Annotated in this window: 24 protein-coding genes; 16 read left to right on the top strand and 8 right to left on the bottom strand. The window is 68.7% G+C overall.

What is annotated here, in order from left to right:
* Positions 1-15 precede the first annotated feature (15 nt).
* The gene (locus tag KGR00_RS20285) at positions 16-810 is read right to left on the bottom strand and encodes an inositol monophosphatase family protein (RefSeq protein WP_224419090.1); all 795 of its coding nucleotides are present in this window, start codon (positions 808-810) and stop codon (positions 16-18) included.
* Positions 811-935: 125 nt separating this feature from the next.
* Here KGR00_RS20285 and KGR00_RS20280 point away from each other — a divergent pair, with 125 nt between their 5' ends.
* From KGR00_RS20280 to der, 14 genes are all read left to right on the top strand, one after another.
* Positions 936-1,715, top strand: coding sequence for an RNA methyltransferase (locus KGR00_RS20280; RefSeq protein ID WP_224419872.1), 780 nt, complete (start codon positions 936-938; stop codon positions 1,713-1,715).
* A 39-nt stretch (positions 1,716-1,754) separates the two neighbouring features.
* Entirely contained in the window at positions 1,755-2,696 is a 942-nt protein-coding gene (gene cysE, locus KGR00_RS20275) for a serine O-acetyltransferase (RefSeq protein WP_224419089.1), read from the top strand.
* Positions 2,697-2,839: 143 nt separating this feature from the next.
* On the top strand, positions 2,840-3,310 hold the full coding sequence (gene iscR, locus KGR00_RS20270) for a Fe-S cluster assembly transcriptional regulator IscR (protein WP_224419088.1): 471 nt from the start codon (positions 2,840-2,842) through the stop codon (positions 3,308-3,310).
* 40 nt (positions 3,311-3,350) lie between these two features.
* Positions 3,351-4,499, top strand: a complete 1,149-nt coding sequence (locus KGR00_RS20265; RefSeq protein ID WP_224419087.1) for an aminotransferase class V-fold PLP-dependent enzyme — start codon at positions 3,351-3,353, stop codon at positions 4,497-4,499.
* Positions 4,500-4,542: 43 nt separating this feature from the next.
* Positions 4,543-4,869, top strand: a complete 327-nt coding sequence (locus tag KGR00_RS20260; protein WP_224419086.1) for an iron-sulfur cluster assembly accessory protein — start codon at positions 4,543-4,545, stop codon at positions 4,867-4,869.
* A gap of 187 nt (positions 4,870-5,056) precedes the next feature.
* A complete protein-coding gene (gene ndk / locus KGR00_RS20255) occupies positions 5,057-5,482 on the top strand; it encodes a nucleoside-diphosphate kinase (RefSeq protein WP_129139265.1) in 426 nt (141 codons plus the stop codon).
* 83 nt (positions 5,483-5,565) lie between these two features.
* On the top strand, positions 5,566-6,693 hold the full coding sequence (gene rlmN / locus KGR00_RS20250; RefSeq protein ID WP_224419085.1) for a 23S rRNA (adenine(2503)-C(2))-methyltransferase RlmN: 1,128 nt from the start codon (positions 5,566-5,568) through the stop codon (positions 6,691-6,693).
* A gap of 144 nt (positions 6,694-6,837) precedes the next feature.
* On the top strand, positions 6,838-7,587 hold the full coding sequence (pilW, locus tag KGR00_RS20245; RefSeq protein ID WP_224419084.1) for a type IV pilus biogenesis/stability protein PilW: 750 nt from the start codon (positions 6,838-6,840) through the stop codon (positions 7,585-7,587).
* A 27-nt stretch (positions 7,588-7,614) separates the two neighbouring features.
* Positions 7,615-8,721: a RodZ domain-containing protein gene (locus KGR00_RS20240; protein WP_224419083.1), complete on the top strand. Its 1,107-nt coding sequence runs from the start codon at positions 7,615-7,617 to the stop codon at positions 8,719-8,721.
* Positions 8,722-8,727: 6 nt separating this feature from the next.
* Positions 8,728-9,843 carry a flavodoxin-dependent (E)-4-hydroxy-3-methylbut-2-enyl-diphosphate synthase gene (gene ispG / locus KGR00_RS20235; protein WP_224419082.1) on the top strand — a complete coding sequence of 372 codons (1,116 nt, stop codon included), beginning with the start codon at positions 8,728-8,730 and terminating at the stop codon, positions 9,841-9,843.
* Positions 9,844-9,905: 62 nt separating this feature from the next.
* Positions 9,906-11,186, top strand: coding sequence for a histidine--tRNA ligase (gene hisS, locus KGR00_RS20230; RefSeq protein WP_224419081.1), 1,281 nt, complete (start codon positions 9,906-9,908; stop codon positions 11,184-11,186).
* A 53-nt stretch (positions 11,187-11,239) separates the two neighbouring features.
* Positions 11,240-11,899 (top strand): tetratricopeptide repeat protein, encoded by a 660-nt coding sequence (locus KGR00_RS20225; RefSeq protein WP_224419080.1) that lies wholly within the window; start codon positions 11,240-11,242, stop codon positions 11,897-11,899.
* Positions 11,896-13,053, top strand: a complete 1,158-nt coding sequence (gene bamB, locus KGR00_RS20220) for an outer membrane protein assembly factor BamB (RefSeq protein ID WP_224419079.1) — start codon at positions 11,896-11,898, stop codon at positions 13,051-13,053. Before KGR00_RS20225 ends, bamB begins: the two co-directional genes overlap by 4 nt.
* A gap of 150 nt (positions 13,054-13,203) precedes the next feature.
* Positions 13,204-14,607 (top strand): ribosome biogenesis GTPase Der, encoded by a 1,404-nt coding sequence (der, locus tag KGR00_RS20215; RefSeq protein ID WP_224419078.1) that lies wholly within the window; start codon positions 13,204-13,206, stop codon positions 14,605-14,607.
* Here der and KGR00_RS20210 read toward each other — a convergent pair.
* Both KGR00_RS20210 and KGR00_RS20205 read right to left on the bottom strand, forming a co-directional pair.
* Positions 14,604-17,423 carry a response regulator gene (locus KGR00_RS20210; protein ID WP_224419077.1) on the bottom strand — a complete coding sequence of 940 codons (2,820 nt, stop codon included), beginning with the start codon at positions 17,421-17,423 and terminating at the stop codon, positions 14,604-14,606. The genes der and KGR00_RS20210 overlap by 4 nt on opposite strands.
* Positions 17,424-17,496: 73 nt before the next feature.
* Positions 17,497-18,360, bottom strand: coding sequence for an ATP-binding protein (locus tag KGR00_RS20205; protein WP_224419076.1), 864 nt, complete (start codon positions 18,358-18,360; stop codon positions 17,497-17,499).
* 128 nt (positions 18,361-18,488) lie between these two features.
* On the opposite strand from KGR00_RS20205, the gene KGR00_RS20200 reads away from it, so the two are divergent.
* Positions 18,489-19,283, top strand: coding sequence for a M48 family metallopeptidase (locus tag KGR00_RS20200; protein WP_224419075.1), 795 nt, complete (start codon positions 18,489-18,491; stop codon positions 19,281-19,283).
* Positions 19,284-19,302: 19 nt separating this feature from the next.
* On the opposite strand, the gene aroE is transcribed toward KGR00_RS20200, so the two are convergent.
* The 5 genes from aroE to KGR00_RS20175 form a co-directional block, all read right to left on the bottom strand.
* Positions 19,303-20,115 (bottom strand): shikimate dehydrogenase, encoded by an 813-nt coding sequence (gene aroE, locus KGR00_RS20195; protein ID WP_224419074.1) that lies wholly within the window; start codon positions 20,113-20,115, stop codon positions 19,303-19,305.
* Positions 20,108-21,043 (bottom strand): oxygen-dependent coproporphyrinogen oxidase, encoded by a 936-nt coding sequence (gene hemF / locus KGR00_RS20190; protein ID WP_224419073.1) that lies wholly within the window; start codon positions 21,041-21,043, stop codon positions 20,108-20,110. The genes aroE and hemF overlap by 8 nt, the downstream gene beginning before the upstream one ends.
* Positions 21,044-21,088: 45 nt before the next feature.
* Positions 21,089-21,643 carry a Sua5/YciO/YrdC/YwlC family protein gene (locus KGR00_RS20185; protein ID WP_224419072.1) on the bottom strand — a complete coding sequence of 185 codons (555 nt, stop codon included), beginning with the start codon at positions 21,641-21,643 and terminating at the stop codon, positions 21,089-21,091.
* Between the two features lie 113 nt (positions 21,644-21,756).
* Positions 21,757-22,869: a DNA-processing protein DprA gene (gene dprA, locus KGR00_RS20180; protein ID WP_224419071.1), complete on the bottom strand. Its 1,113-nt coding sequence runs from the start codon at positions 22,867-22,869 to the stop codon at positions 21,757-21,759.
* On the bottom strand, positions 22,866-23,960 hold the full coding sequence (locus tag KGR00_RS20175) for a LysM peptidoglycan-binding domain-containing protein (protein WP_224419070.1): 1,095 nt from the start codon (positions 23,958-23,960) through the stop codon (positions 22,866-22,868). Before KGR00_RS20175 ends, dprA begins: the two co-directional genes overlap by 4 nt.
* A 259-nt stretch (positions 23,961-24,219) precedes the next feature.
* Here KGR00_RS20175 and def point away from each other — a divergent pair, with 259 nt between their 5' ends.
* Positions 24,220-24,732: a peptide deformylase gene (gene def, locus KGR00_RS20170; protein ID WP_224419069.1), complete on the top strand. Its 513-nt coding sequence runs from the start codon at positions 24,220-24,222 to the stop codon at positions 24,730-24,732.
* The last annotated feature ends 53 nt before the right edge of the window (positions 24,733-24,785 follow it).

Raw genomic sequence — 24,785 nt, 5'->3', positions numbered from 1 at the left:
CGTGCGGGCAGGGCTTCAGACGTGAGGCTTGAGGGTCTGCACCAGCGTCTTGTAGAGCCGCGGACTGGCGGCCATCAGGCTGGCCTCCGGCGCCACGCTGGGTGCGCCGTCGGGGCCGCCCATCAGGGCACCGGCTTCCTTGAGCATCAGGGTACCGACCAGGCTGTCCTGCTCCTCGAGGCCCAACACGAAGACCGCATCGACGCGGCCGGCGGCCATCTCGGCAATGTCGAGCAGACCGCAACCGCTGGCGGTGAGCGTGTCGACGCGCGGCCCCAGCTGCTGGACCAGCGTCAGATAGGTCGGCAGGTGACGCGAGCGCAGCCAGGTTTCCGGCAGGCTCATGGCCAGGCGGATGCCGTCGATGCCGTTGGCCTTGCTGACGCGGATACGCTTGCCGTTGTGCTGGGCGCCGCGCCCGCGGCTGGCGAGGTACTCGTCGTCGCTGAACGGGCAGATCACCACGGCGTGTTCGGGGCGCCCCTTGACCAGGCAGACCAGCGACAGCGCAAAGCCGGCACTCGCGGTACCGAGATTGGAGTAGCCGTGGAAGGGTTCGATCCGCCAGACGATGTCGCGGCCTTCGCCCTCGCCGTCGCGATGCGGGGTGTAACGGCCGGATACGCCGTGCTGGGGATAACCGCGCGAGAGCTGACGGACGATCAGGGTCTCGGCGTTGCGGGCGGTGTCCTCCAGCAGGCGATCGAGGTTGCGGTCTTCGTGGGCAACTTCGATGCGTTCGCGGACACGGACGAATTGCTCGGCGGCGCTGCGCGCGGCGCGCAGCGCGAATTGGACCATCGGATGCATGATCGGGCCTTGACGGGTCGGTAACTGTTAAAGAACGCCGCGCATGCTAGCAGACCCGGCGCCGCGAGGGAATCGCGACGCCCTCAGGCATGCTAGAATGCCCGCCCCGAAATCCGCCACCCGTGATGCCCATGTCCGACCCGTCCTTCTCCCTCGATCAGCTGCGCATCGTGCTGATCGGTACCAGTCACCCCGGCAACATCGGCGCCACCTGTCGGGCGATGAAGAACATGGGCCTGTCGGACCTGGCCCTGGTCGCCCCGCGCTGCGAGGTCCAGACCAGCGACTCGATCTCGCGGGCCTCGGGCGCCGATGCGTTGCTTGTCGGGGCCGTGCAGCACACGACGCTGGAAGCGGCGGTCGCCGACGCCACCCTGGTGGTGGGTGCCAGCGCCCGCTCGCGGACCCTGCCCTGGCCGATGATCACCCCGCGCCAGCTCGGCGAATCGCTGCCCGCCGAGCTGGCCGGGCGGCAGGCACGGGTCGCGCTGGTCTTCGGTCGCGAGGATACCGGCCTGACCAACGCCGAGCTGCAGCATTGCCACCGCCACGTGCACATTCCCACCGACGCCGAGTTCAGCTCGCTGAACCTCGCCGCCGCGGTGCAGGTCGTGGCCTACGAATGCCGCCTGGCCTGGCTGGCCGGCGCCGAGCATTCCCGCAGCGACGCCGCGCCGTTCGGCATCGACTGGGACAACCCGCCGGCCGAGCACGCCGACCTGGAACGCTACTTCGCGCACCTCGAACGGGTGCTGATCGCCATCGGCTTCCACGATCCCGAAAAACCCCGTCAGTTGATGGCCCGCCTGCGCCGCCTCTACCTGCGCGCCCGGCCGGATACCCTGGAGGTCAACATCCTGCGCGGCATTCTCAGCGCCATCGAGAAGCGTACCGGCGGGCGCTGAGCGGTGCCTTGCAGGGCGCGCGCGGCGCCCCAATAATGGATGATCATCCCGTCAGCGGCCGTGGCCTGCGCCCGCCGATCCGTCAACAAGGAACGCTTCATGTTTCGCCGTCTGCGTGAAGACATCAACAGCGTGTTCGACCGCGACCCGGCGGCACGCAACTTCCTCGAGGTGCTGACCAACTATCCGGGTCTGCATGCCCTGCTCGCCCACCATGTGAGTCACTGGCTGTGGCATCGCGATTGCAAGTGGCTGGCCAAGAGCGTCTCGAGCCTGGCGCGCTGGCTGACCGGCATCGAGATCCACCCCGGGGCGCGCATCGGCCGGCGCTTCTTCATCGACCACGGCATGGGCGTGGTGATCGGTGAGACCGCCGAAGTGGGCGACGACGTCACGCTCTATCAGGGCGTCACCCTGGGCGGCACCAGCTGGAACAAGGGCAAGCGCCACCCGACGCTGGAAGACGGCGTGATCGTCGGCGCCGGCGCCAAGATCCTCGGCCCCTTCACCGTCGGCGCCGGCGCCAAGATCGGCTCCAACGCGGTGATCACCAAGGCCGTGCCGGCGGGCGCCACGGTGGTCGGCATTCCCGGCAAGATCGTCAAGCGCGCCGATCCCGACGCCGAGGAGGTGCCCAACTTCGACCCCGAGCGTCGCGAGGCGATCCGCCAGAAATTCGGTTTCGACGCCTATGGCGTCAGCCAGGACATGCCCGACCCGGTGGCTCGCTCGATGCAGGCGATGCTCGATCACATGCACGCCGTCGACCAGCGCATCGAACGCATGTGCTCGACGCTGCGCAAGCTCGACGCCGGCTACCGGGAAGGCCGGTTGCCGGAATTGCGCGACGAGGACTTCGCCGAGATTCTCGCCGACGTCGACAGCTGCTGCGGCAGCGAGACCACTGCCAATGACGAGGCCGTCGAGGCCAGCGCCGAAAGCGACGAGACCGAACGCCGGCGTTCCGGCGAGCGCCGCTAGGCCCGTTCACCGCCAGGCAAGTAGTTGACCGTCATACTGGGTTTTCTCATAATGAGCGCACTATTCCGTCGGTCCCGGCGGCTCGCCACGAGCCACGGCAGGACCCGCGGCCATTCGCTCGCCGTCTCGAACCCGACCGCCCTATGCGCCTGACCACCAAAGGACGTTACGCCGTTACCGCGATGCTCGACCTGGCCCTGCATGGCGACCAGGGGCCGATCAGCCTCGCCGACATCTCGCAGCGCCAGGGTATTTCGCTGTCCTATCTGGAGCAGCTCTTCGCCCGGCTGCGGCGCGCCAAGCTGGTCAAGAGCGTGCGCGGTCCGGGCGGCGGCTACCTGCTGGCCGTGGCCCCGCACGCCGTCTCGGTGGCACGGGTGATCGACGCCGTCGACGAATCGGTCGACGCCACCCGCTGTCAGGGCCTGTCGGACTGCCAGCAGGGCCGCACCTGCCTGACGCATCATCTGTGGTGCGAGCTGTCGCAGGAGATTCACGGGTTTCTCGAGGGCATCACGCTGGGCACGCTGGTCGAACGCGAGGAAGTGCGCTACATCGCCGAGCGTCAGCGCCTCCACGTCGCCGACAGCACCATCGCCGTCTCGTCACCCTGAGCGCCGCCCCGGCCGCGCCGCGACTCGTATACAGAGAGCCATGAACGCACCCATCTATCTCGATTACGCTGCCACCACGCCGGCCGACCCCCGCGTCGCCGAGACCATGGCACGCTACCTGACCCTGGATGGCGTCTTCGCCAATCCGGCCTCGCGCAGTCACATGCCCGGCTGGCAGGCCGAACAGGCGGTGGAGGGGGCGCGCCGTCAGGTCGCCGATCTGATCGGTGCCGACCCCCGCGAGATCGTCTGGACCTCGGGGGCCACCGAGGCCGACAACCTGGCGCTGATCGGCTTCATGCGCGCCAACCGCCATCGCGGCAATCATCTGGTGACCTCGACCATCGAACACAAGGCGGTGGTCGACACCGCCCAGGCACTGGAGCGCGAGGGCGTCGAGGTGACCTGGTTGGAACCCGGTCACGACGGCCGCATCGCCCCGACCCGCCTGGCCGCGGCGATGCGCGACGACACTGTGCTGGTATCGCTGATGGCGGTCAACAACGAGCTGGGCACGATCAACGACCTGGCCGCGCTGTCGGCGGTGGTCCACGCCCGCGATGCGGTGTTCCACGTCGACGCCGCCCAGGCGGTGGGCCGGATCCCGCTGGACGTCGTCGACCTGGGTATCGACCTGATGTCGCTGTCCGGGCACAAGGCCTACGGCCCCAAGGGGGTCGGCGCGCTCTACGTCAGGCGCAGCCCCGACATCCGCCTCGAGGCCCTGATCCACGGCGGCGGTCACGAGCGCGGCATGCGCTCCGGCACCCTGCCCACCCACCAGATCGTCGGCATGGGCGAGGCCTTTGCCCTGGCCGAGGCCGAAGGCGAGGCCGACCAGGCGCGCATCGCCACCCTGGCGCAGCGTTTCCTGACCGGACTCGACGACCTCCAGGGCGTGCACCGCAACACCGACGTCGGCGTGGCGGTGCCCAACATCGTCAATCTGTCGTTCGACGGCGTCGACGGCGAGTCGCTGCTCATGGCACTGCGCGGGATCGCGGTCTCCACCGGTTCGGCCTGCAATTCGGCGAGCGTCGAGCCATCCTATGTCCTGAAAGGCATCGGCGTGCCCCGCGCACGGGCGCTGACGGCGCTGCGCTTCAGCTTCGGCCGCTTCACCGACGAGGCCGACATCGACACCGCCGTCGCCGACATTCGGCATGCCATCACCACCTTACGCGGCTGATTCGCTCGCACGAATCGCCGCTTCGCAGTCAGGAGGATCCACCATGGCGCAACTCTCGATCACCCCCGCCGCCGCCGATCAGATCCATCGCGTGCTCGACGAACGCGGGCACGGCCTGGGCCTGCGCGTGAGCGTCAAGCCCAGCGGCTGCTCCGGCTACAGCTATGTGCTCGACTTCGCCGACGAGGCGATCGACAGGGACGTGGCCTTCGAAGCGCACGGCGCCAAGGTGTTCGTCGCTCCCGAGGCGCTCGAGATGCTCGACGGCAGCGAGGTCGACTACGTCAACGAGGGACTCAACCGCTTCTTTCGCTTCAACAACCCCAACGTCAAGGACCAGTGCGGTTGTGGCGAGAGCTTCAGCGTCTGACCCGGTTTTTGTAAGCCCCCGGTGAGCGCCGGCCGCGCGGGGTGTCAAGCCGCGTCAGAGCCGCTATAATTAGGCGCTTTTCAGCCCGGCCCCCGCGGTCCGGCACCTGAACCCGACTCCTGCGCGCTGCGATCCTCGCGGCGCGCAGCCGTATTCACGCCATCCCCTGTTCACGGAGATACCCTGCATGGCAACCCAGCGCACGCTGTCCATCATCAAGCCCGACGCCGTTTCTAAGAACGTCATCGGCGAGATCATCAGCCGCTTCGAGAAGGCCGGCCTCAAGGTCGTCGCGGCCAAGATGCTGCACCTGTCCAAGGAGCAGGCCGAAGGCTTCTATGCCGAGCACAAGGAGCGCGGCTTCTTCGGTGAGCTGGTCGGTTTCATGACCTCCGGCCCGGTGGTCGTCCAGGTCCTGGAAGGCGAGGACGCCATCGCCAAGAACCGTGACCTGATGGGCGCCACCAACCCGCAGGAAGCCGCGCCGGGCACCATCCGTGCCGACTACGCGCAGTCCATCGACGCCAACGCCGTGCACGGTTCCGACTCGCCGGAATCCGCCGAGCGCGAAGTGGCCTTCTTCTTCGGCGCCGACGAGATCTGCCCGCGCTGAGCCGGTTCGCGGGGGCCGCAGGCTCCCGCTCCGACCGCTCCGGGCCCCTCGCCGTCCGCCCCACCGACCATCGGTTGACCATCATGAGCGCCACCACCCATACCCCTCGCACCAATCTGCTCGGCCTGTCCCGCGAGCAGATGGAAGCCTTCTTCGTCTCGATCGGCGAGAAGAAATTTCGCGCCAGCCAGGTGATGAAGTGGATCCATCACGAAGGCTGCGACGACTTCGAGGCCATGACCAACCTCTCCAAGGCCCTGCGCGCACGCCTGGCCGAAGTGGCCGAGATTCGCGGCCCCGGGGTGGTCTACGAGGGCACGTCGAGCGACGGCACGCGCAAGTGGGTGCTCGAGGTCGAGGACGGCAGCTACGTCGAGACCGTGCTGATCCCCTCGGAGAACGGCAACCGGCGCACACTGTGCGTGTCGTCGCAGGTCGGCTGCTCGCTGGACTGCAGCTTCTGTTCCACCGGCAAGCAGGGCTTTCAGCGCAACCTCACCGCCGCCGAGGTCATCGGTCAGGTGTGGGTCGCCAGCCGCAGCGCGGGGCCGCGTCGCGATACCGCCAACCGCCCGGTCACCAACGTAGTGATGATGGGCATGGGCGAACCGCTGCTCAACTACGACAACGTCGTGTCGGCGATGAAGCTGATGCTCGACGACAACGGCTACGGGCTGTCCAAGCGCCGCGTGACGCTGTCGACCTCCGGCGTGGTGCCGATGATCGACAAGCTCGGCGACGAGATCGACGTGAGCCTGGCGATCTCGCTGCACGCCGCCAACGACGAGCTGCGCAACGAACTGGTGCCGCTCAATCGCAAGTACGATATTCGCAAGCTGCTCGATGCCTGCCAGCGCTACCTGGCCAAGTGCGACGACACGCGCCTGATCACCATCGAGTACACGCTGATCAAGGACGTCAACGACCAGCGCGAGCACGCCGAACAGCTCGCCGCGCTGCTCGACGAACTGCCGTGCAAGATCAACCTGATTCCGTTCAACCCGTTTCCGCATTCGGGCTACGAGAAGCCCTCGCGCAACCAGACCATGCGCTTTCAGCAGTGGCTCTACGAACTCGGCTACACGGCACCGATCCGTAGCACCCGCGGCGACGACATCGATGCCGCCTGCGGTCAGCTGGTCGGTCGGGTCAAGGACCGCACCCGCCGCCACGAACGCTATATCCAATCGATTCAGCTGGATGCCGACTGAGTCGCCGGGGTGTCCTTGACTTCAACTCGGCGCGGCGCTTTTATGAGTACGCTTCGCCGTCACGGGTCGACTCGACATCGTCACCCCGCAATGTATTGATTCGACGCGAGTCCTGACCGGGACCGTCACTGTCGAGAGGAGTGCATGATTCGTCGCCAACGTCCGTCATTCGCCCCGCTGTGGTGTGCCGCCCTGCTCGGCATGCTCTGGCTGTCCGGCTGCGCCACCACGCAGTCCGACGGCCTGGAGAGCGGCGCGAACCCCGCCCAGGCGGTGAAGCTCAACGTGACGATGGGTATCGAATACATGCGTCAGGGCAACTTGCCCCGGGCTCGCGACAAGCTCGACAAGGCGCTGTCGATCGATCCCGACGACCCGGATGCCCTTCAGGCCAGCGCCCTGCTCTATCAACGCCAGGGCGAGAGCGATCTGGCGCGGCAGTTCTTCCGCCGTGCGCTCGACGCCGCCCCCGACTTCACCCGGGCCCGCAACAACTATGCGGCCTTTCTCTATGCCCAGGGCGACGTGGCCGAGGCCTGCGACCAGCTCCAGCGGGCCACCCGGGACATCCATTACGACAATCGCGCCCAGCTGTTCACCAATCTGGGGCGCTGCCGGCGCGATCTCGGCGATCGCCAGGCGGCCATCGAGGATCTCGAGAAAGCCCAGGCGATCGACCCACGTTACGCGCCGAGTTATCTGGCGCTCGCCGAAACACTCCACGCACGGGGCGACGACGATCGCGCCTGGACCCAACTGCAACGCTTCATCCGGTTGGTCGGCACCACGCCCGACAGTCTGCGTCTGGCCGAGCAGATCGCCAGCGCGCGCGGCGACGGTGCCACGGCCGCTTTCTATTCCCGGCAGTTGAACGAGTCCCGGCAAGCCCCCTGACCACGATTTCAAGAGGACTGCTCAGTCATGAGCGACACACCACAACGACACGAAGCCAGTCTCGACCCCGACGTCAACGCCCGGAACGACTCGCCGGGCGAGCTGCTCAGGCGCGAGCGCGAGCGTCAGGGGCTGTCCCTCGAGGAAGTGGCGGTGCAGCTCAACCTGCGTCCGGCGGTGGTCACCGGGCTCGAAAGCGACCAGTACAGCGAGATTCCCATCGCCGCCTATCGGCGCGGCTACCTGCGCGCCTACGCCCGCCTGATGGGCCTCGAGGAAAGCGAGGTCGTGGGGGCCTACAACCGCCTCTACGGCGACACCAAGAGCGACATCGACCGACGCATCACGCCGGTTCAGGTGTCCCGGCCACCGTCGCGGGTCGGCGCCTGGGTCATCAAGCTGTTCACGCTGCTGGTGATCGCCGGTCTGATCGGCCTGACCCTGGTGTGGTGGCAGAGCCGCAACGGTAACGATCTGCTGGGCCTCGGCGACAGCGAGGAAACCGCCACCCAGAGCGTCAGCGACGCGCCGGCGAGCGAGTCGACGAACGGCGATATCACCACCTCGACCGGCACCGACGACGAGAACCTCCCGCCGCTGCCCGAGAAGGAAAGCCAGCTCGGCCTGGTCGACGACAACGACGCACCGGACCAGGGCGGCGAAGACGCCACCGCCACCCCGGCCGGCGGCGACCCGGCCAGCGAGCAGGCGAATGCCACCGATACGCCGACAACCGACACCGCCAGTACCAGTACCACGGGTGGCACCGCCAGTGCCGGCGACACACCCGCCGCCGGCAACAGCGGTGACGCGACCGGTGCCGACGACGATCAGGCCACGGCGGCGGCGGTCGAGTCGACCAGTGCGGCGGCGGACAATGCCCGTCGACTGTCATTCACCTTCAACGAACAGTCGTGGACCGAGATCTTCGACGCCAACGACCGACGCATCCTGGTCGGTCTGCAGTCCGCCGGTACCCAGGCAACCGCCGAGGGCGAACCCCCGTTTCGCCTGACCATCGGCAATGCCAGCGGCGTCGAGCTGAGCTATCGCGGCAAGCCCGTCGACCTCGGCGCTCACACCGGCGGCAACAATGTCGCCCGTTTCACGCTGGGCGAGTCCCTGGGAGAGTAATTCGCAATGCACGCTCAGTCTCCGATCCAGCGGCGCAAGTCGCGCCAGATTCACGTCGGCTCCGTGGCGGTGGGCGGCGATGCGCCCATCTCCGTACAGAGCATGACCAACACCGACACCCTCGACGTCGATGCCACCGTCGAGCAGATCAACCGCCTGGCCATGGCCGGCGCCGACATCGTGCGCGTCTCGGTACCGACCATGGATGCCGCCGAGGCGTTCGGACGGATCAAGGCCCGCTCGCCGGTGCCCCTGGTCGCCGACATCCATTTCGACTACAAGATCGCCCTGCGTGTCGCCGAACTGGGCGTCGACTGCCTGCGCATCAACCCCGGCAACATCGGCCGCGAGGATCGGGTGCAGGCAGTGGTCAGCGCCGCCCGCGACAACGGCATCCCGATCCGTATCGGCGTCAACGCCGGTTCGCTCGAGAAGAGCCTGCAGCGCAAGTACGGCGAGCCCACCCCCGCCGCGCTGGTGGAGTCGGCGATGCGCCACATCGACCACCTCGACCGGCTCGATTTCCCCGACTTCAAGGTCAGCGTCAAGGCCTCCGACGTGTTCATGGCGGTCGCCGCCTACCGCGACCTGGCCACGCGCATCGAACAGCCGCTGCACCTGGGGATCACCGAGGCCGGCGGCCTGCGCTCGGGCACCGTCAAGTCGTCCATCGGACTGGGCATGCTGCTGATGGACGGCATCGGCGACACCATCCGCGTGTCGCTGGCCGCCGACCCGGTCGAGGAGGTCAAGGTCGGCTACGACATGCTCAAGAGCCTGCGCCTGCGCTCCAAGGGCATCAACTTCGTCGCCTGTCCCAGCTGCTCGCGTCAGAACTTCGACGTGATCGGCACCATGAACGCCCTCGAGGAACGCCTCGACGACATCATGACGCCGCTCGACGTCTCGGTGATCGGCTGCGTGGTCAACGGCCCCGGCGAGGCCAAGGAGAGCGACATCGGCCTGACCGGCGGCAGTCCCGCCAACCTCGTCTACATCGATGGCAAGCCCGCCCAGAAGCTGCGCAACGACCATCTGGTCGACGACCTCGAGCGGCTGATCCGCGACAAGGTTCGCGAAAAGGAACAGGCCGAGCAGAACACCATCGCCCGCGAGGGCTGAGTTTCGCGTTTGCCGGCGACGGGCCTGCGGGTCCGTCGTCGGTCGTCAGGAGAGCAACCCCGTTGAGCAAGAAGATCCAGGCCATTCGTGGCATGAACGACCTGTTGCCCGATGAATCGCCGCTGTGGCAGTACTTCGAGGGTCAGGTCCGCACGCTGATGCAGCGCTACGGCTATCGCGAGATCCGCACCCCGATCGTCGAGCAGACCGCGCTGTTCGCCCGTTCGATCGGCGAGGTGACCGACATCGTCGAGAAGGAGATGTACACCTTCGACGACCGTAACGGCGACAGCCTCACGCTGCGCCCCGAAGGCACAGCCGCCTGCGTGCGCGCCGCCATGGAGCACGGCCTGCTGCACAACCAGACCCAGCGGCTGTGGTACCAGGGGCCGATGTTCCGCCACGAGCGCCCCCAGAAGGGCCGCTACCGGCAGTTCCACCAGGTGGGCATCGAGGCCTACGGCCTCGAGGGCCCGGACATCGATGTCGAGGTGATCCTGCTCTCGGCGCGGCTGTGGAAGCAGCTCGGTCTCTTCGAACACGTCACCCTGGAACTCAACTCGCTGGGTTCGCCCGAGGCGCGTGCCGCCTACCGCGACACCCTGGTCGCCTACTTCGAGCAGCACCGCGACGTGCTCGACGAGGATTCCCGGCGTCGCCTGACCAGCAACCCGCTGCGCATCCTCGATTCCAAGAATCCCGACATGGCCGAGATGCTGGCCGGCGCACCGCAGCTGCTCGACCACCTCGACGACGCCTCGCGCGAACACTTCGCCGCGCTCACCGCGCGGCTCGATGCGGCCGGCATCGGCTATCGCATCAACCCGCGGCTGGTACGCGGGCTGGACTACTACTCGCGGACCGTGTTCGAGTGGACCACCACGGCGCTGGGCAGCCAGGGGACCGTCTGCGCCGGCGGCCGCTACGACGGCCTGGTCGAGCAGCTCGGCGGCAAGCCGACGCCGGCGGTGGGCTTCGCCATGGGCATCGAACGCCTGATCCTGCTGCTCGAGACCCTCGAGCTGGTGCCCGCCGAGACGCAGCGTGGCCCCGACGCCTACCTGCTGGCGATGGGCGAAGGCGCCGAGGCCGAGGCACTGCTGCTCGGCGAGCGGCTGCGCGACGCCCTGCCCGGCCTGGCGCTGCAGGTGCACTGCGGCGGCGGCGGTTTCAAGAGCCAGATCAAGAAGGCCGACCGCAGCGGCGCCCGGCTGGCGCTGATCCTCGGCGAGGACGAACTCGCCCAGGGGCAGCTCACCGTCAAGTACCTGCGCGAGGAGCGCGAGCAGGAAACCCTGGACCAGGCGGCGGCGATCGCCCGGCTGGGCGAACGACTCGACTGAGACCCAGTTCCGTGCCGCCGGCACGGAACCTCACGGCATAGGAGGGGCCATCGGTGGCCGAGCTTAGGAGCGAAGAAGAACAGCTTGATGCGATCAAGCGCTGGTGGAACGAGAACGGCAAGGCGCTGCTCCTCGGCGTCGCCGTCGCGGTGGCCGCGGTGGTCGGCTGGAAGGCCTGGGAACGCTACCAGGACGGCCAGGCCGAGGCCGCGTCGGCGCGCTATCAGCAATTGCTCGCGCTGGCCAGTCGCGACGACCTCGACGACACGGCGATCAGCCAGGCCGACGACCTGATCGACACCCTGCGCAACGAGCACGGCGGCACGCTCTACGCCAGTCTCGCCACGCTGATCCAGGCGCGCCTGGAGATCGCCGACGACGATCACGCCGGTGCCCGCAAGGCCCTGCAGGCGGTGATCGACGACAGCGGCGACAGCTATCTTCAGGGGCTCGCCCGACTGCGCCTGGCACGCATCCAGATCGCCGACGACGAGGCCCAGGCCGCGCTCGACACCCTCGACGCCGGCGTGCCCGACACTCTCGGTGCCCAGCGCGCCGTGACCCGCGGCGACGCCCTGCTCGCGCTGGATCGCCGCGACGCGGCTCGCCAGGCCTACCAGCAGGCGCTCGACCTGTCCCGCGAAGCCGGTCAGCCGGTGTTCGGCGCCCAGCTCAAGCTCGACAACCTCGGTGCGGAGGACGCCACCCTATGAAGCTTACCCAACTGCTCGCCCCGGCCCTGCTGATCTCGCTGCTGGCGGGCTGCTCGGGCAACGTCGAGCCGGAATATCCGCCCAAGCCGCTCACCGACATCGACCGCCAGGTCGACATCCACGAACAGTGGAGCCAGCAGATCGGCGACGGCCTGGGTATCGCCCGCTATCCGATCACCCCGGCACTCGACGACGGCCGGCTGTTCGCCGCCGACCAGTCGGGCCTGCTGCGCGCCATCGATGCCGACAGCGGCGAGCGGCTCTGGCAGATCGAGCTCGACACACCGGTCTCCAGCGGCCTCAGTGCGGTGGCCGGCCAGGTCTACCTGGGCACCCGCAACGGCGAGGTCCTGGCGCTCGATCAGGACGACGGCAGCATCGTGTGGCGCTCGCGGGTCTCCAGCGAGGTGCTGGCACCGCCCCAGGCCAACAGCGAGCTGCTCGTCGTGCAGAGCGTCGACGGCGCGGTGACCGCCCTGGATCGTGCCACCGGCGAAGAGCGCTGGGTCTACACCAGCAACGAGCCGGCCCTGACCCTGCGCGGCACCGGCACGCCGCGGGTGATCAACCAGGTCAGCTTCGCCGGCTTCGCCAACGGCCGCCTGGTCACCCTCGACAACCGCAACGGCCAGCCGCTGTGGGACATGCGCGTCGCCGTGCCGCAAGGCCGCACCGAGGTCGACCGGCTGGTCGATCTCGACGGCCAGCCGCTACTGACCCGTGACGGCCGCCTCTACGTGACCAGCTACAATGGCCGGCTGCTGGCCCTGCAGGCGACCAGCGGCGAGATCCTCTGGGAGCGCGAGGCCTCGAGCTATCTGAGCCCGGCTCTGGTCGGCGACTTTCTGTTCACGGTCACCGCGAACAGCCACGTGATGGCCATCGACGCCAAGTCGGGCCGGGTGATGTGGGAATCCGACGCCCTGGAGGGACGCAGCCTGACCGCGCCGACCTTCATCGACGGGCGCATCGCCGTCGGCGATTACCAGGGCTACATCCACCTGCTCGACGCCGAGAGCGGCGAGCTGGTGGGCCGCACCGACCTGGGCGACGGCATCAGCCTGACGCCGCTCGCCGACGGCAAGCAGCTCTTCGTGATGAACAACGACGGCGACCTCGCCGCCTACCGGGTCAACGATCGCGGCAGCGAATGACCCCCGCGCCGACGGGCCGCCCGGCCCGTCGGCATCGCCGTCGCGCAAGCATTGGGCGCCCCGCCCGGGTAATGCTAGAATCGCGCCCTTGACCGCGCGCCCGTCCTGGGCGGCGCGAAATCCCGCTCCTGACTCCGGCTCCTTGACTCCATGAATCCCGTGATCGCCCTCGTCGGCCGACCCAATGTCGGCAAATCGACGCTCTTCAATCGCCTGACCCGGTCTCGCGATGCCCTGGTGGCCGACTTCCCGGGGCTGACCCGCGACCGCAAGTATGGCAACGGCCAGCTCGGCGGCAAGGAATACACCGTCATCGACACCGGCGGCATCAGCGGCGACGAGCAGGGCATCGACGCCGCCATGGCCGAGCAGTCGCTGCTGGCGATCGACGAGGCCGATATCGTGCTGTTCCTGGTCGACGCGCGCAGCGGGCTGATTCCCGCCGACGAGGCGATCGCCAATCACCTGCGGGTCAACCAGAAGAAGACCTGGCTGGTGGTCAACAAGACCGACGGTCTCGAGGAGCACTCGGCGATGGCCGAGTTCTGGGGGCTGGGGCTCGGCGATCCACGGCCCATCGCCGCCAGCCACGGGCGCAACGTGACCGTGCTGATCGACGAGGTGCTCGCGCCCTTCCCCGAACGCGAGGAGCACCCGGCGCCGCCCGACACCGACCAGGGCATCCGCATCGGCGTGATCGGCCGGCCCAATGTCGGCAAGTCGACGCTGGTCAACCGCCTGCTCGGCGAGGACCGGGTGGTGGTCTTCGACGAGGCCGGCACCACCCGCGATGCCATCGAGATTCCCTTCGAGCGCCGCGGCCGGCCCTACGTGCTGGTCGACACCGCCGGCGTGCGCCGGCGCAAGAACGTCAGCCTGGTGGCCGAGAAGTTCTCGATCATCAAGACGCTCGAGGCGATCAAGGAGTGCCATGTCTCGATCATGGTGCTCGACGCCCGCAGCGGGCTGGTCGAACAGGACCTGCACCTGCTCGACTATGTGCTCTCTTCGGGGCGGGCGCTGGTGCTGGCGGTCAACAAGTGGGACGGCCTGGAGAGCGAGCAGCGCGACAAGATGCGCAGCGAGATCAAGCGCCGCCTGGGCTTCGCCGACTACGCCGACCTGCACTTCATCTCGGCGCTGCACGGCACCGCCGTTGGCGATCTCTACCCGTCGATCGAGCGCGCCTTCAAGGCCGCCACCGCCCACTGGTCGACCAACCGCCTGACCACCATCCTCCAGGACGCGATCAGCGAGCATCAACCGCCGCTGGTCAACGGCCGGCGCATCAAGCTGCGCATGGCCCATCAGGGCGGCAGCAATCCGCCGATCATCGTCGTTCACGGCAACCAGACGCAGGCGCTCCCCGAAGCCTACAAGCGCTACCTGACCAACACCTTCCGCAAGGTGCTCAAGGTGCGCGGCACACCGATCCGCTTCGAGTTCCGCTCGGGCAGCAACCCCTACGACCCCAACGCCGGGGCCAACGACCGCGAAAAGGCCCGCGCCCGCCAGCTGGCACGCACCCGCGAGGCGCGTCGCAGCCGGCGCTAGCCGCCCGCGCGGGGGGTCGCCAGCAGCGTCTCCAGGGTCTTCAGGGACGCCTGCTGGGTGATCATGGACTTGGCGATGGCACCGTCGACCCGGGCCAGCTCCGCCTCGCTCAGGTCCCTGCCGGAGACCACCACCACCGCCGGTCGCGGGTGAAGGCCGGCGATCGTCGGCAGCAGTTCCCACCCCGAGCCATCGCTCAGCTGCAGATCGAGCATCACCAGGGCGTACTCATCGCGGGCCAGGCACTGCCGTGCCGCCGCCAGACTCCCGGCAATCTCCATGTCGAACCGCTCCCGGGTCAAGGCGGCGATCACGTCGCCCAGATCCGGATCGTCCTCGACATACAGCACCCGGGGCAGCGAGCGACCGCCGCCGAGCGCCTTGCGCAGCGCACGGGCCAGGCGGGCATCGTCGATCGGCTTGACGAGCCAGTCCTGCACGGCCAGGGAGCCGTCCAGCGGCAGCAGGCCGTCGTCGGATGTCGCCGAGACCACGATCACCGGCAATCCTTCGGTCGCCGGCGTATCGCGCAACCAGCGCAGCAGGGCCAGGCCATGCTCGTCGGGGAGCCGCAGATCCAGGGTCACCGCATCGAAGGCCTCTCGGGTCAGCAGACTGCGGGCACTCGCCGCGTCCCTCGCGACCTGGGCGCGATAGCCCCGGTAGTGCAGCATCGAGCGCATCAGCGACGCCACGTCGGCCTCGTCCTCGACGATCAGGATGTTGCCGCGCGATCCCCCCGGCGAGGGTGCCTCGTCGGCCGCGGACGGCCCGGCGGCGGCACCCTCGGGGATCGGCAGATCGACGTGAAAGGTCGTGCCTTCCCCCGGCTGGGTCTCGAAGCCGATCTCGCCTTTCATGCCCATCACCAGATCCCGGGTGATGGCCAGGCCCAGCCCCGTGCCCCCCTTCTGGCGTGTGGTCGTGGCGTCCGCCTGGGCGAACTTCTCGAAGATCTTCGGCTGGAAGTCGACGGGAATCCCCGGCCCCCGATCGCTCACCGCGATGCGCACCTTCGCGCCGACCAGGCCCACCTGTATCTCGACCCGCCCCTGCGGCGGCGAGAACTTGATGGCGTTGGAGAGCAGGTTGGCCATCACCTGCTGGAAGCGCATGACATCGACGCGCACGTGCACCTCCGGCACCCGTGCCGCCAGCACCACCTCGACCTCGTGCTGCGAGGCAAAGCCCTGATTGCTCTCGATGGCCTCGTCGAGCAGCGGCATCAACGCACGTATCTGCATGTCGAAGGCCATCTGGCCGGCCACCAGCTTGTCCATGTCCAGCAGATCGTTGATCAGGTGGGTCAGACGCTCGGCGTTGTGCTCCGCGATCTTCAGCATCGGCCGGGCACTCTCGGGCAACGCGCCCAGGGCCCCGCCGTTCAACAACTTCAACGAGCCACTGATCGACGTCAGCGGCGTGCGCAGCTCGTGACTGACCGTCGAGACGAAACCGTTCTTCATCTCCTCGATACGCTTGCGCTCGCTGATGTCATGGATGAACCCGTGCCAGAGCACCCCACCTTCGTCGTCGCGCTCGGGAATCGACTGCCCCGCCATCCAGGCCATGCGACCGTCCCGATAATGGACGCGATATTCCCCCTGCCAGGGCGTCAGATTCGCCGCCGAGGCCTCGATGGTGCGCTGGACCTCGGGCAGGTCACGCGGGTCGATCATGGCGAAGACCGAGTCGACGTTCTGCCGGGCCTGCTCGGGGCTGATCTCGTAGAGCGTACGGATCGCCTCGCTGGCATAGGGGAAGCTGTAGTGTCCCGACGGGCTGCGCCGGAACTGATAGATCATGCCCGGCGTCTGCGAGGCGATCTTCTGCAGCCGCCGCTGGCTCGCGACCATCTGCCGGCGAGTGGCGCGGCGGGTACCCAGCAGCAGCCCCAGCAGACACAGCTGCGCCAGCACCCAGGCGCCGCCCCAGCGCAGCAATGTTCCTAAGCGATCGGCATGATAGGCGGCCAGTTCGTCGGTGACGTCCTGCCAGACCGCAATCGCGGCATGCCCCGACGATCCCGGGCTCCCTGCGACAGAAGCCTGGAAGCGCAGCGGTATCACGGTGAGCAGAAAATGCCGGCCATGGGCGTCGACGACCGTGTGGCGCTCCTCGTCGCCGGAAGACGGCAATTCGGCGTCGTTCAGCCAGGCGGTGATCTCCGGGCGGGTACGTCGGAGCAGCTCCCAGGAGGTACTCGCCCCCGGCGGCCGCGCCAGCAGCGCCACACCGCCCCCGATCCGGGCATCGAGCGCCCTGAGTTCACGACTCAGAACGGTGTCGATCACCACGCGGCTGGCCTCGCCGAGCGGCGCCAGCGACCGCACGAAGACCCCGGCATCGCCGACCACCAAACGCGCACTGAGATCGTCGGGCCCGTCGCCGTCGGCGCCCGGCAAGCGCGTCGCCAGGGCAGTATTCACCACGCTGACCAGTGGTTGCGTCGCGTGATCGGGATAGATGGCGATGCGCGCCACGCCCTGATCGACCAGGCCGTCGAGGTAGTGTTCCAGGCGCCGCCGCAGAGCGCGCCGGGCGTCCTCGTGCAAGGCGCCGGCCGCATCGGCCTCGCGACCCAGCAGCGGATCGGCGGCCAGCGCCGTCGCCAGCGTCCGGGCCTCGCGTATCAGGCCGGTCTCGGTGGCGCGAACGGTGGTCGCCTGCTCGGCGGCGACATGGGCGAAATCGTGACTCAGCCCGTGAGTATCACTGCCCATGGCCAGCCAGGCCATGGCGCCGAAGCCCCCCGCCAGCAGCAGCGAGCCCAGCCAGACCAGCAGCGCGGGCAGACGATCGCCGAATCTCGGCATCGAGTCATCCTTCTACGGCGAGTTGTCTCGGCCTCATGATGGCACGGCTTTCAGGCCAGGGGCATTACTTGTCTCAGACCGAGGGCGTCCGGCTGCCCACCCAATGGCAGGCGAACTGCCAGGCGGCCCGGCCGCTGCGCACCCCGCGCAAGGTAGCGTAGCGGATGGCCTCGGCCCGCGCCTCGTCGTGCCAGGCGCCGTCGCCGCCGAGATGGGCCACCCAATGGTGGCAAGCCTCGAGGTACGAATCCTGGTTGAAGGGGTGAAAGGCCAGCCACAGACCGAAGCGATCCGACAGCGAGATCTTCTCCTCGACGGCATCGCCATGATGCAGCTCGTCGCCGACCAGTTGTGTCGCCTCGTTGTCGGCGAGCGACTCGGGGAGCAGATGGCGGCGGTTCGAGGTGGCGTAGAGCAGAACATTCTCCGGCGGTCCGGTCAGGGTGCCGTCGAGCACGCTCTTGAGCGCCTTGTAGGCGTCATCGTGACCCTCGAAGGAAAGATCGTCGCAGTAGACGATGAAGCGATGCTCGAGGTCACGCAGTTGCTGGACCAGCGCCGGCAGGCCGGCCAGGTCGTGGCGATCCACCTGGATCAGGCGCAGCCCCTCCGGCCCCAGGGTGTTGAGCAGCGCGCGGACCATCGACGACTTGCCGCTACCGCGCGCGCCCCACAGCAGCGCGTGGTTGGCCGGGCGCCCGGCGAGAAACGCGCGGGTATTGGCCAGCAGTGCCTCGCGCTGGCGGGCGACGCCGACCAGCTCGTCGAGCCGCACGCTGTCGCGTGCGCTGACCGGGATCAACTGGCCCCCCAGGGCGTGGCGCTGCCACAGCGCGGCGACGTCCCGCGACCAGTCGACCGCCGGGGGCTCCGGCGGCAGCCAGGCCTCGACGCGATCCAGCAGTCGGTGCAGGCGCTGCGCCAATTGCTCGTCCATGCCGACGTTCTCCTCTCGTCTGGTTGACCCCGTCCGGCGACGGGGTATCTTGGAGCCGAACACCATTACGGAACGCGCCCGGCTTGTCCAGTCGGGGCCCCTTCGCCAGCTTCAGGGAGAAAGATTCGATGACACGGAAATCGCTGGGCGCCATCGTCGCGCTGGCGCTCACCCTGGGCGCCTGCAGCCAGACGCCCACCGGGCGCTCGCAACTGACCCTGTTCTCCAACGAGGAGATCGATCGGATGGGCGACCAGAGCTTCACCCAGTACCAGCAGGAGCTGCCCACCGTGGGCGGTCAGACGGCCGACTATGTGCAGTGCGTGGCCAACGCGATCACCGCTCAGGTCGACAACGGCGAGAACTGGGAGGTGAAGGTCTTCAAGGACGACTCGGCCAACGCCTTTGCCTTGCCCGGCGGCCACATCGGCGTCAACACCGGCATCCTGAAGGTGGCCAAGAATCAGGACCAGTTGGCCACGGTGCTGGGCCACGAGGTCTCCCACGTGCTGGCCCACCATGCCAACGAGCGTGTCTCCACCCAGGCGGCGACCCAGACCGGCCTGTCGGTCCTGCAATCGGCCGCCGGCCTGGACAGCCAGGGCGGGCAGCAGGTGATGGGGCTGCTCGGCATGGGCGCCAAGTACGGCGTCCTGATGCCCTTCTCGCGCAAGCAGGAGAGCGAGGCCGACAACCTGGGGCTGGATCTGATGGCCCGCGCCGGCTTCGACCCGCGCGAGAGCATCGAGCTGTGGCAGAACATGTCGGCCGCCAGCCAAGGCCAGCCGCCGGCGTGGATGTCCACCCACCCCAGTCACGGCCAGCGCATCGACGGGCTCGATGCGCAGATGAACCAGGCGCTGGAACTCTACCAGCAAGCCCGCGCGGCGGGGCGCACGCCCAACTGCCAGCGGCCGGGCTGAGGCGCGACGCCACTGACGCTCACAGCGAGCGGCGCAGCCACTCCCGCACCGGCGCCGTCTCCGGGCGCCGGTGGCGCCACACGAAGAACGATTCCGCCGCCTGCTCGACCAGCATGCCCAGGCCATCGACGGTCCGGGCGCCGCGCGCGGCGGACCACTCGAGGAACACCGTGGGCTCGGCGCCGTACATCATGTCGTAGGCCAGGGCACCGGCGGCGAACAGGTCGTCGGGCAGCGGCGGCAGATCCCCCGCCAGGCTGGCGCTGGTGCCGTTGATCACCAGGTCGAAGGGCCCTGTCAGGGTCTCGAAACCGCCGCCGTGGGTCTCGCCGAGGTCGCCGAAGTCCGCCGCCAGCGCCACGGCCTTCCCGGCGGTGCGGTTGGCGAGGGTCAGCGACGCCGGCCCGGCCGCCAGCAGCGGCTCGAGAATGCCACGTACCGCGCCCCCCGCGCCCAGCACCAGCACCCGTGCGCTCTCGAGCGGCGCAGCATGGGCCTCGAGATCGCGCAGCAGCCCCACGCCGTCGCTGGTGTCGCCGTAGAGTCGGCCATCCTTGCCGAGCACCAGGGTGTTGACCGCCTCGGCACGCCGCGCCCGCTGGCTCAGCACGTCGGCCAGCCGGAAGGCATCCTCCTTGAAGGGCACCGTGACATTGGCACCGCGCCCGCCGGCCTCGGCGAACGCCCGCCAGGCCCCCGCGAAGTCGTCCCGGGGCGCCTCGATCGCTTCGTAGACGATGTCTTCGCCGGTCTGCGCCGCGAAGGCGGCATGGATCTGCGGCGACCGGGAATGGCCGACCGGATGGCCGAACACGCAGTAGCGATCACTCATCGGCGTCTCCTCGTGCTTCCTCGAGCCACTCTCGCGGACGCAGGTAATCCCGGTAGAGGGTCTCCTCGGCGCTGCCGGGCTCGGGCGTCCAGCCGTAGTGCCACTCCACCACCGGCGGCATCGACATCAGGATCGACTCGGTGCGCCCGCCGCTCTGCAGGCCGAACAGCGTGCCGCGATCCCAGACCAGGTTGAACTCCACGTAGCGTCCGCGCCGGTAGAGCTGGAAGGCACGCTCGCGCTCGCCGTAGTCGTCGTCGCGGCGACGGCGGGCGATCGGCAGATAAGCGTCGAGGAAACTGTCGCCCACCGCGCGTTGGAAGTCGAAGCAGGTGGCGAAGTCCCAGGCGTTGAGGTCGTCGAAGAACAGCCCGCCGACGCCACGGGTCTCGTCGCGATGCTTGAGATAGAAGTACTCGTCGCACCAGCGCTTGTAGTGCGCATAGACGTCGTCGCCGAACGGCGCGCAGGCGTCCCGGGCGACCCGGTGCCAGTGGATCACGTCCTCGTGGACCGGGTAGAAGGGCGTCAGATCGTAGCCACCGCCGAACCACCATACCGGGGCCTCGCCCGCCTTTTCGGCGATGAAGAAGCGCACGTTGCCGTGGCTGGTGGGCACGTGCGGGTTGCGCGGGTGCAGCACCCAGGACACCCCCACGGCGTGAAAGCTGCGCCCCGTCAGCTCGGGCCGCGCGGCGGTCGCCGACGGCGGCAGGGTGGCGCCATGCACGTGGGAGAAGTTCACGCCGCCCTTCTCGAACAGCGCACCGTTCTCGATCACCCGCGACCGGCCGCCGCCGCCCTCGGGTCGGTCCCAGGCATCCTCGCGGAACGTCGCCCCGCCGTCCTCCTCGGCGAGCGCCTCGCAGAGCCGGTCCTGCAGGTCGAGCAGGTAACGTTTCACGTCATCGAGATAGGCATGGGGCACGGCTGACTCCTGTTGGTGAAAGGGATGAGCGTCGCGCGGATGCCGTCATTCGCGCAACGTGGCGCCACTGAGCAGGTCGCGGATCCGGCTGGGGCGCGTCTCGCCGCCCAGCGGGCCCTCGACGAGAGTCACCGCATCGCCGAAGCACCGCCGCAGCGTCTCGGCATCGCGGGCCGGCGGCTCGCCGGCGCGGTTGGCCGAGGTCGAGACCAGCGGGCCGCCGAAGGCCGCGCACAGCTCGATCACCGGCGGATGGGCGCTGAGGCGCAGCGCGACACGGTCATGATCGCCGCGCAGCAAGGGGTGAGAACGGCCGTTGTCGGGCACCAGCCAGGTATTGGGGCCCGGCCAGGACGCCTCGAGCGGCCCGCGCCGGTCGGCATCGAGGCCGGCGAGCCAAGGTTCGAGCTGCGCGAGATCCCCGGCGATCAGGATCAGTCCCTTGGCGGGATCGCGCGCCTTGAGCGCGAGCAGCGTACGCAGCGCCTCGGGGTCGTCCGGGTCGCAACCCAGCCCCCAGACCGCCTCGGTGGGATAGGCGACCACCCCGCCCGAACGCAGGCTGGCCACGGCATGGTCGAGGACGTATTGCGCGATCATCCGGGATCTCCGAGACACTGAAAAAACGGGCACCGATTCTAGCATGGCCGGCGGGTGGCCACAGAGGGCCGGCGGTTGGGCGACAAGGCGACGTCGCCATTCCTGGGGGAAGCCTAGCGGCCCGCCAGACGCACCCAACCGCCGGGCGCCTGGGCCACCAGCCCCTCGAGTTCCAGTTCGAGCAGCCGCTGCTGGCAATGCGCGAAGTCGCGTCCCGACAGTTCGATGACCAGATCCAGGGGCGTCGGCGCGTCGCTGAGCAGATCGAGGATCGGGTCGGCGGGAACCCGAGCGGATGCCGCCGCCAGGGCCGAGGCCCCGGGGGGCGCGTCGGCCGACGCGACCGGCCTTGCCCAGGGGCCCAGCTCGTCGAGGATGTCGTCGCGCTCGAGGACCATGGTCGCGCCCTGACGGATCAGTTTCAGGCAACCCCTGGCCTGGGGGTTGTTGAGCGATCCAGGCAGCACGAACACCTCGCGATTCTGTTCGGTGGCCAACCGCGCGCTGATCAGCGAGCCGCTCTTCTCGGCGGCTTCGACCACCAACACGCCGCGCGACAGCCCGGTGATCAGACGATTGCGACGCGGGAAGAACACCGGATTGGCGCGGGTGCCCGGGGCGTGCTCGCTGAGCAGCAAGCCGCCGCCTTCGCGCATCGCCCGATAGAGCTCGCCATGGCGTGACGGATAGACGACGTCGATGCCGCAGCCCAGCACGCCGATGCTGGGGCCGCCGGCGCCGAGAGCGGCCCGGTGGGCACGGCCGTCGATGCCCATCGCCATGCCGCTGATCACGCAGAAGCCGCTGGCGGCCAGCTCGCCGGCGAAGCGTGCGGCATTGTCCAGGCCGTCGCGGGTCGGCCGCCGGGTGCCGACGATCGCCAGCCCCGGCGGGTCCAGCGCGGCAAGGTCGCCATGCGCCCACAGCAGCGGCGGCGGATCGGGCAGCTCGTCGAGCAACGCCGGCCAGGCCGGATGCTCGGGATACAGCAGATGATGCGCGGCATCACGCGCCTCCCAGGCCAGGGCCTGCTCGAGGCGCGCCTGGATCGGGCTGGCCGCCGGCCGTTCCAGCCACAGGCGCAGGGCATCGCGGGCCGCCGCCGGCAGCACCGCCAGCCAGCCATGTGGCCAGGCCGGCCGTTGGGCACGCACCTCGGCGAGCCGCCGCGGGCCCAGTTGCGGCAGATGGGCCACGACCAGCCATTCGCGAAGCCCGAGACTCACGACGCTGGCGACCCTGCCAGCAGGTCGTCGGGCGACGGCGCATGCACGCGATCGCCCACCGCCAGGCTGCGGGTGGCGTGCATCACCAGCGCATAGCTGACCCGGTCGTAGACACGAAAGACCATCAGCCAGCCGGCATCTTCGCCGGGGAGCTGCACGCTCTCGCCGGTCTGCGGATCGGTGACTGTCTCGCCCTGCTGGGTGACCGCCAGCACTGCCCCCTGCGACAGCCCCTCGCGACGTCCCAGATCGAGTGCCACCACATCCAGGCGGCCGATGAACTGCACGCCGCCCGGTACCGAGAGGATTTGGCCCTCGACGGGGTGCCCCGGCGCGTGCGGCTGGAATGCCGTCGTCACCGGCAGCGATTCCATGGGCAGCAGCGTGTCGCCGGCACGAATCTCCTGACGCGAGCTCGTGACCCGGAAGCGGGCGACATCGCCTTGGCGGTTCAGCAGGCGCGCCTCGCCCAGGGTCTCCAGCTCGAGTCCCAGGAACTCGCCGGTGTCGGGATCGACATATCGCTCGCCGGGACGATAGATGCCGAAACGCTCGCCGGAGGGCAGGTCGCCACGGACGTAGAGGCGATCGCCGGCACCGCTGATGATGCGCCGATCGTCGCCGGCGATCACGTAGGGCGCCCCTTCCAGCACCCGGGGGTCGACGACCCGATTGGCCTCGAGGAAGCGCTGCACCTTGCCCAACGGCAGCGGCGGCACCGCCTGGCGGCGCGGCACCTCGCGAACCTTCGGCGAGAGGTGGACGACACCGCCCTGGCCGCGCTCGACGCCCAGCCGTGGCTCGCCATTCTCGCGGTAGAGATAGACGACGTCGCCGGGATAGATCCAGTGCGGGTCGTCGATCTGCGGGTTGCCGCGCCACACGCTCGGCCACTGCCAGGGGTGGTCCAGGAAACGCCCGGCGATGTCCCACAGGGTATCGCCCCGGGTCACGGTATAACGGGCCGGCGCGTCCTCGCGCACGCTGGGTGTGGCGGCCTGCACCCAGCCCGCCAGCAGCAAGCCACCGGCAAGCAGGGCCAGCCCGACCCGCCGCCGCCAGCGCGCTGCGCTTGTCGTCGTTTGTGTCATTTTCCCTGCGACCTCGATGTCTCGTATGGGACGCCGTGCGGTGCGGCGGACCTGGAACCTCGCCGCTCTCATGATGTCTCAAAAATTGCTGTATCGCACCCGGCCCCCGTCGCTGGCAACCGGAGCCGCCTGACCCGGCTATCGCCCCGATAGGGGTATCCTATTGTCGCGATATCCGCCGGCGGTTCCGTATTGCGAGCCCGCCAACTACAATGGTCGGCAGATTGTTGCACAAACCGAACACGGTATATTCAACGCCATGGCCAAGTTAGAGATCCTCGAATTCCCCGACGAGCGACTGCGTAACCGGGCAGCGCCGGTCGAGACCGTCGACGACGAGGTACGCGCGCTGGTCGACGACATGCTCGAGACCATGTACGACGCGCACGGCATCGGCCTGGCGGCGACGCAGGTCGACGTGCATCGCCGCGTGATCGTCATGGACGTCAGTGACGATCGTTCCCGGCCGCTGGTACTGATCAACCCCGAGTACGAACCGCTCGGCGACGAGCGCGAACCGATGCAGGAAGGCTGCCTGTCGATCCCCGAATACTACGCCGAGGTGCCGCGCGCCCTGCGCGTGCATCTCAAGGCGCTGGGCCGGGACGGCCAGCCCTACGAACTCGAGGCCGACGGCCTGCTCGCCCACTGTATTCAGCACGAATGCGACCATCTCGAGGGTCGGCTGTTCGTCGACTACCTGTCGCCGCTCAAGCGCGATCGTGTGCTCAAGAAGATGAACAAGCGCCACCGTCAGACGCAGTCCGCCTGACGGCACCGCGCCCCCGTACGACCCCGCCGGAGCCGCCCCTGCGACTCCGGCGT

Source organism: Modicisalibacter sp. MOD 31.J (assembly GCF_020147985.1).
Taxonomy (GTDB): Bacteria; Pseudomonadota; Gammaproteobacteria; order Pseudomonadales; family Halomonadaceae; genus Modicisalibacter; species Modicisalibacter coralii.
The sequence above is the reverse complement of the archived record's forward strand: the minus strand, read 5'-3'. Positions and strand labels throughout refer to the sequence as shown.

Bases quoted from the DNA above. Each gene is read 5' to 3' on its own strand.
- KGR00_RS20285 (WP_224419090.1), bottom strand. From the start codon at position 810: ATGCATCCGATGGTCCAATTCGCGCTGCGCGCCGCGCGCAGCGCCGCC.
- ndk (WP_129139265.1), top strand. From the start codon at position 5,057: ATGGCAACCCAGCGCACGCTGTCCATCATCAAGCCCGACGCCGTTTCT.
- iscR (WP_224419088.1), top strand. From the start codon at position 2,840: ATGCGCCTGACCACCAAAGGACGTTACGCCGTTACCGCGATGCTCGAC.
- KGR00_RS20280 (WP_224419872.1), top strand. From the start codon at position 936: ATGCCCATGTCCGACCCGTCCTTCTCCCTCGATCAGCTGCGCATCGTG.
- KGR00_RS20240 (WP_224419083.1), top strand. From the start codon at position 7,615: ATGAGCGACACACCACAACGACACGAAGCCAGTCTCGACCCCGACGTC.
- KGR00_RS20210 (WP_224419077.1), bottom strand. From the start codon at position 17,423: ATGCCGAGATTCGGCGATCGTCTGCCCGCGCTGCTGGTCTGGCTGGGC.
- bamB (WP_224419079.1), top strand. From the start codon at position 11,896: ATGAAGCTTACCCAACTGCTCGCCCCGGCCCTGCTGATCTCGCTGCTG.
- cysE (WP_224419089.1), top strand. From the start codon at position 1,755: ATGATCATCCCGTCAGCGGCCGTGGCCTGCGCCCGCCGATCCGTCAAC.
- pilW (WP_224419084.1), top strand. From the start codon at position 6,838: ATGATTCGTCGCCAACGTCCGTCATTCGCCCCGCTGTGGTGTGCCGCC.
- KGR00_RS20175 (WP_224419070.1), bottom strand. From the start codon at position 23,960: ATGACACAAACGACGACAAGCGCAGCGCGCTGGCGGCGGCGGGTCGGG.
- KGR00_RS20265 (WP_224419087.1), top strand. From the start codon at position 3,351: ATGAACGCACCCATCTATCTCGATTACGCTGCCACCACGCCGGCCGAC.
- KGR00_RS20260 (WP_224419086.1), top strand. From the start codon at position 4,543: ATGGCGCAACTCTCGATCACCCCCGCCGCCGCCGATCAGATCCATCGC.
- aroE (WP_224419074.1), bottom strand. From the start codon at position 20,115: ATGAGTGATCGCTACTGCGTGTTCGGCCATCCGGTCGGCCATTCCCGG.
- KGR00_RS20200 (WP_224419075.1), top strand. From the start codon at position 18,489: ATGACACGGAAATCGCTGGGCGCCATCGTCGCGCTGGCGCTCACCCTG.
- ispG (WP_224419082.1), top strand. From the start codon at position 8,728: ATGCACGCTCAGTCTCCGATCCAGCGGCGCAAGTCGCGCCAGATTCAC.
- KGR00_RS20205 (WP_224419076.1), bottom strand. From the start codon at position 18,360: ATGGACGAGCAATTGGCGCAGCGCCTGCACCGACTGCTGGATCGCGTC.
- def (WP_224419069.1), top strand. From the start codon at position 24,220: ATGGCCAAGTTAGAGATCCTCGAATTCCCCGACGAGCGACTGCGTAAC.
- rlmN (WP_224419085.1), top strand. From the start codon at position 5,566: ATGAGCGCCACCACCCATACCCCTCGCACCAATCTGCTCGGCCTGTCC.
- der (WP_224419078.1), top strand. From the start codon at position 13,204: ATGAATCCCGTGATCGCCCTCGTCGGCCGACCCAATGTCGGCAAATCG.
- KGR00_RS20185 (WP_224419072.1), bottom strand. From the start codon at position 21,643: ATGATCGCGCAATACGTCCTCGACCATGCCGTGGCCAGCCTGCGTTCG.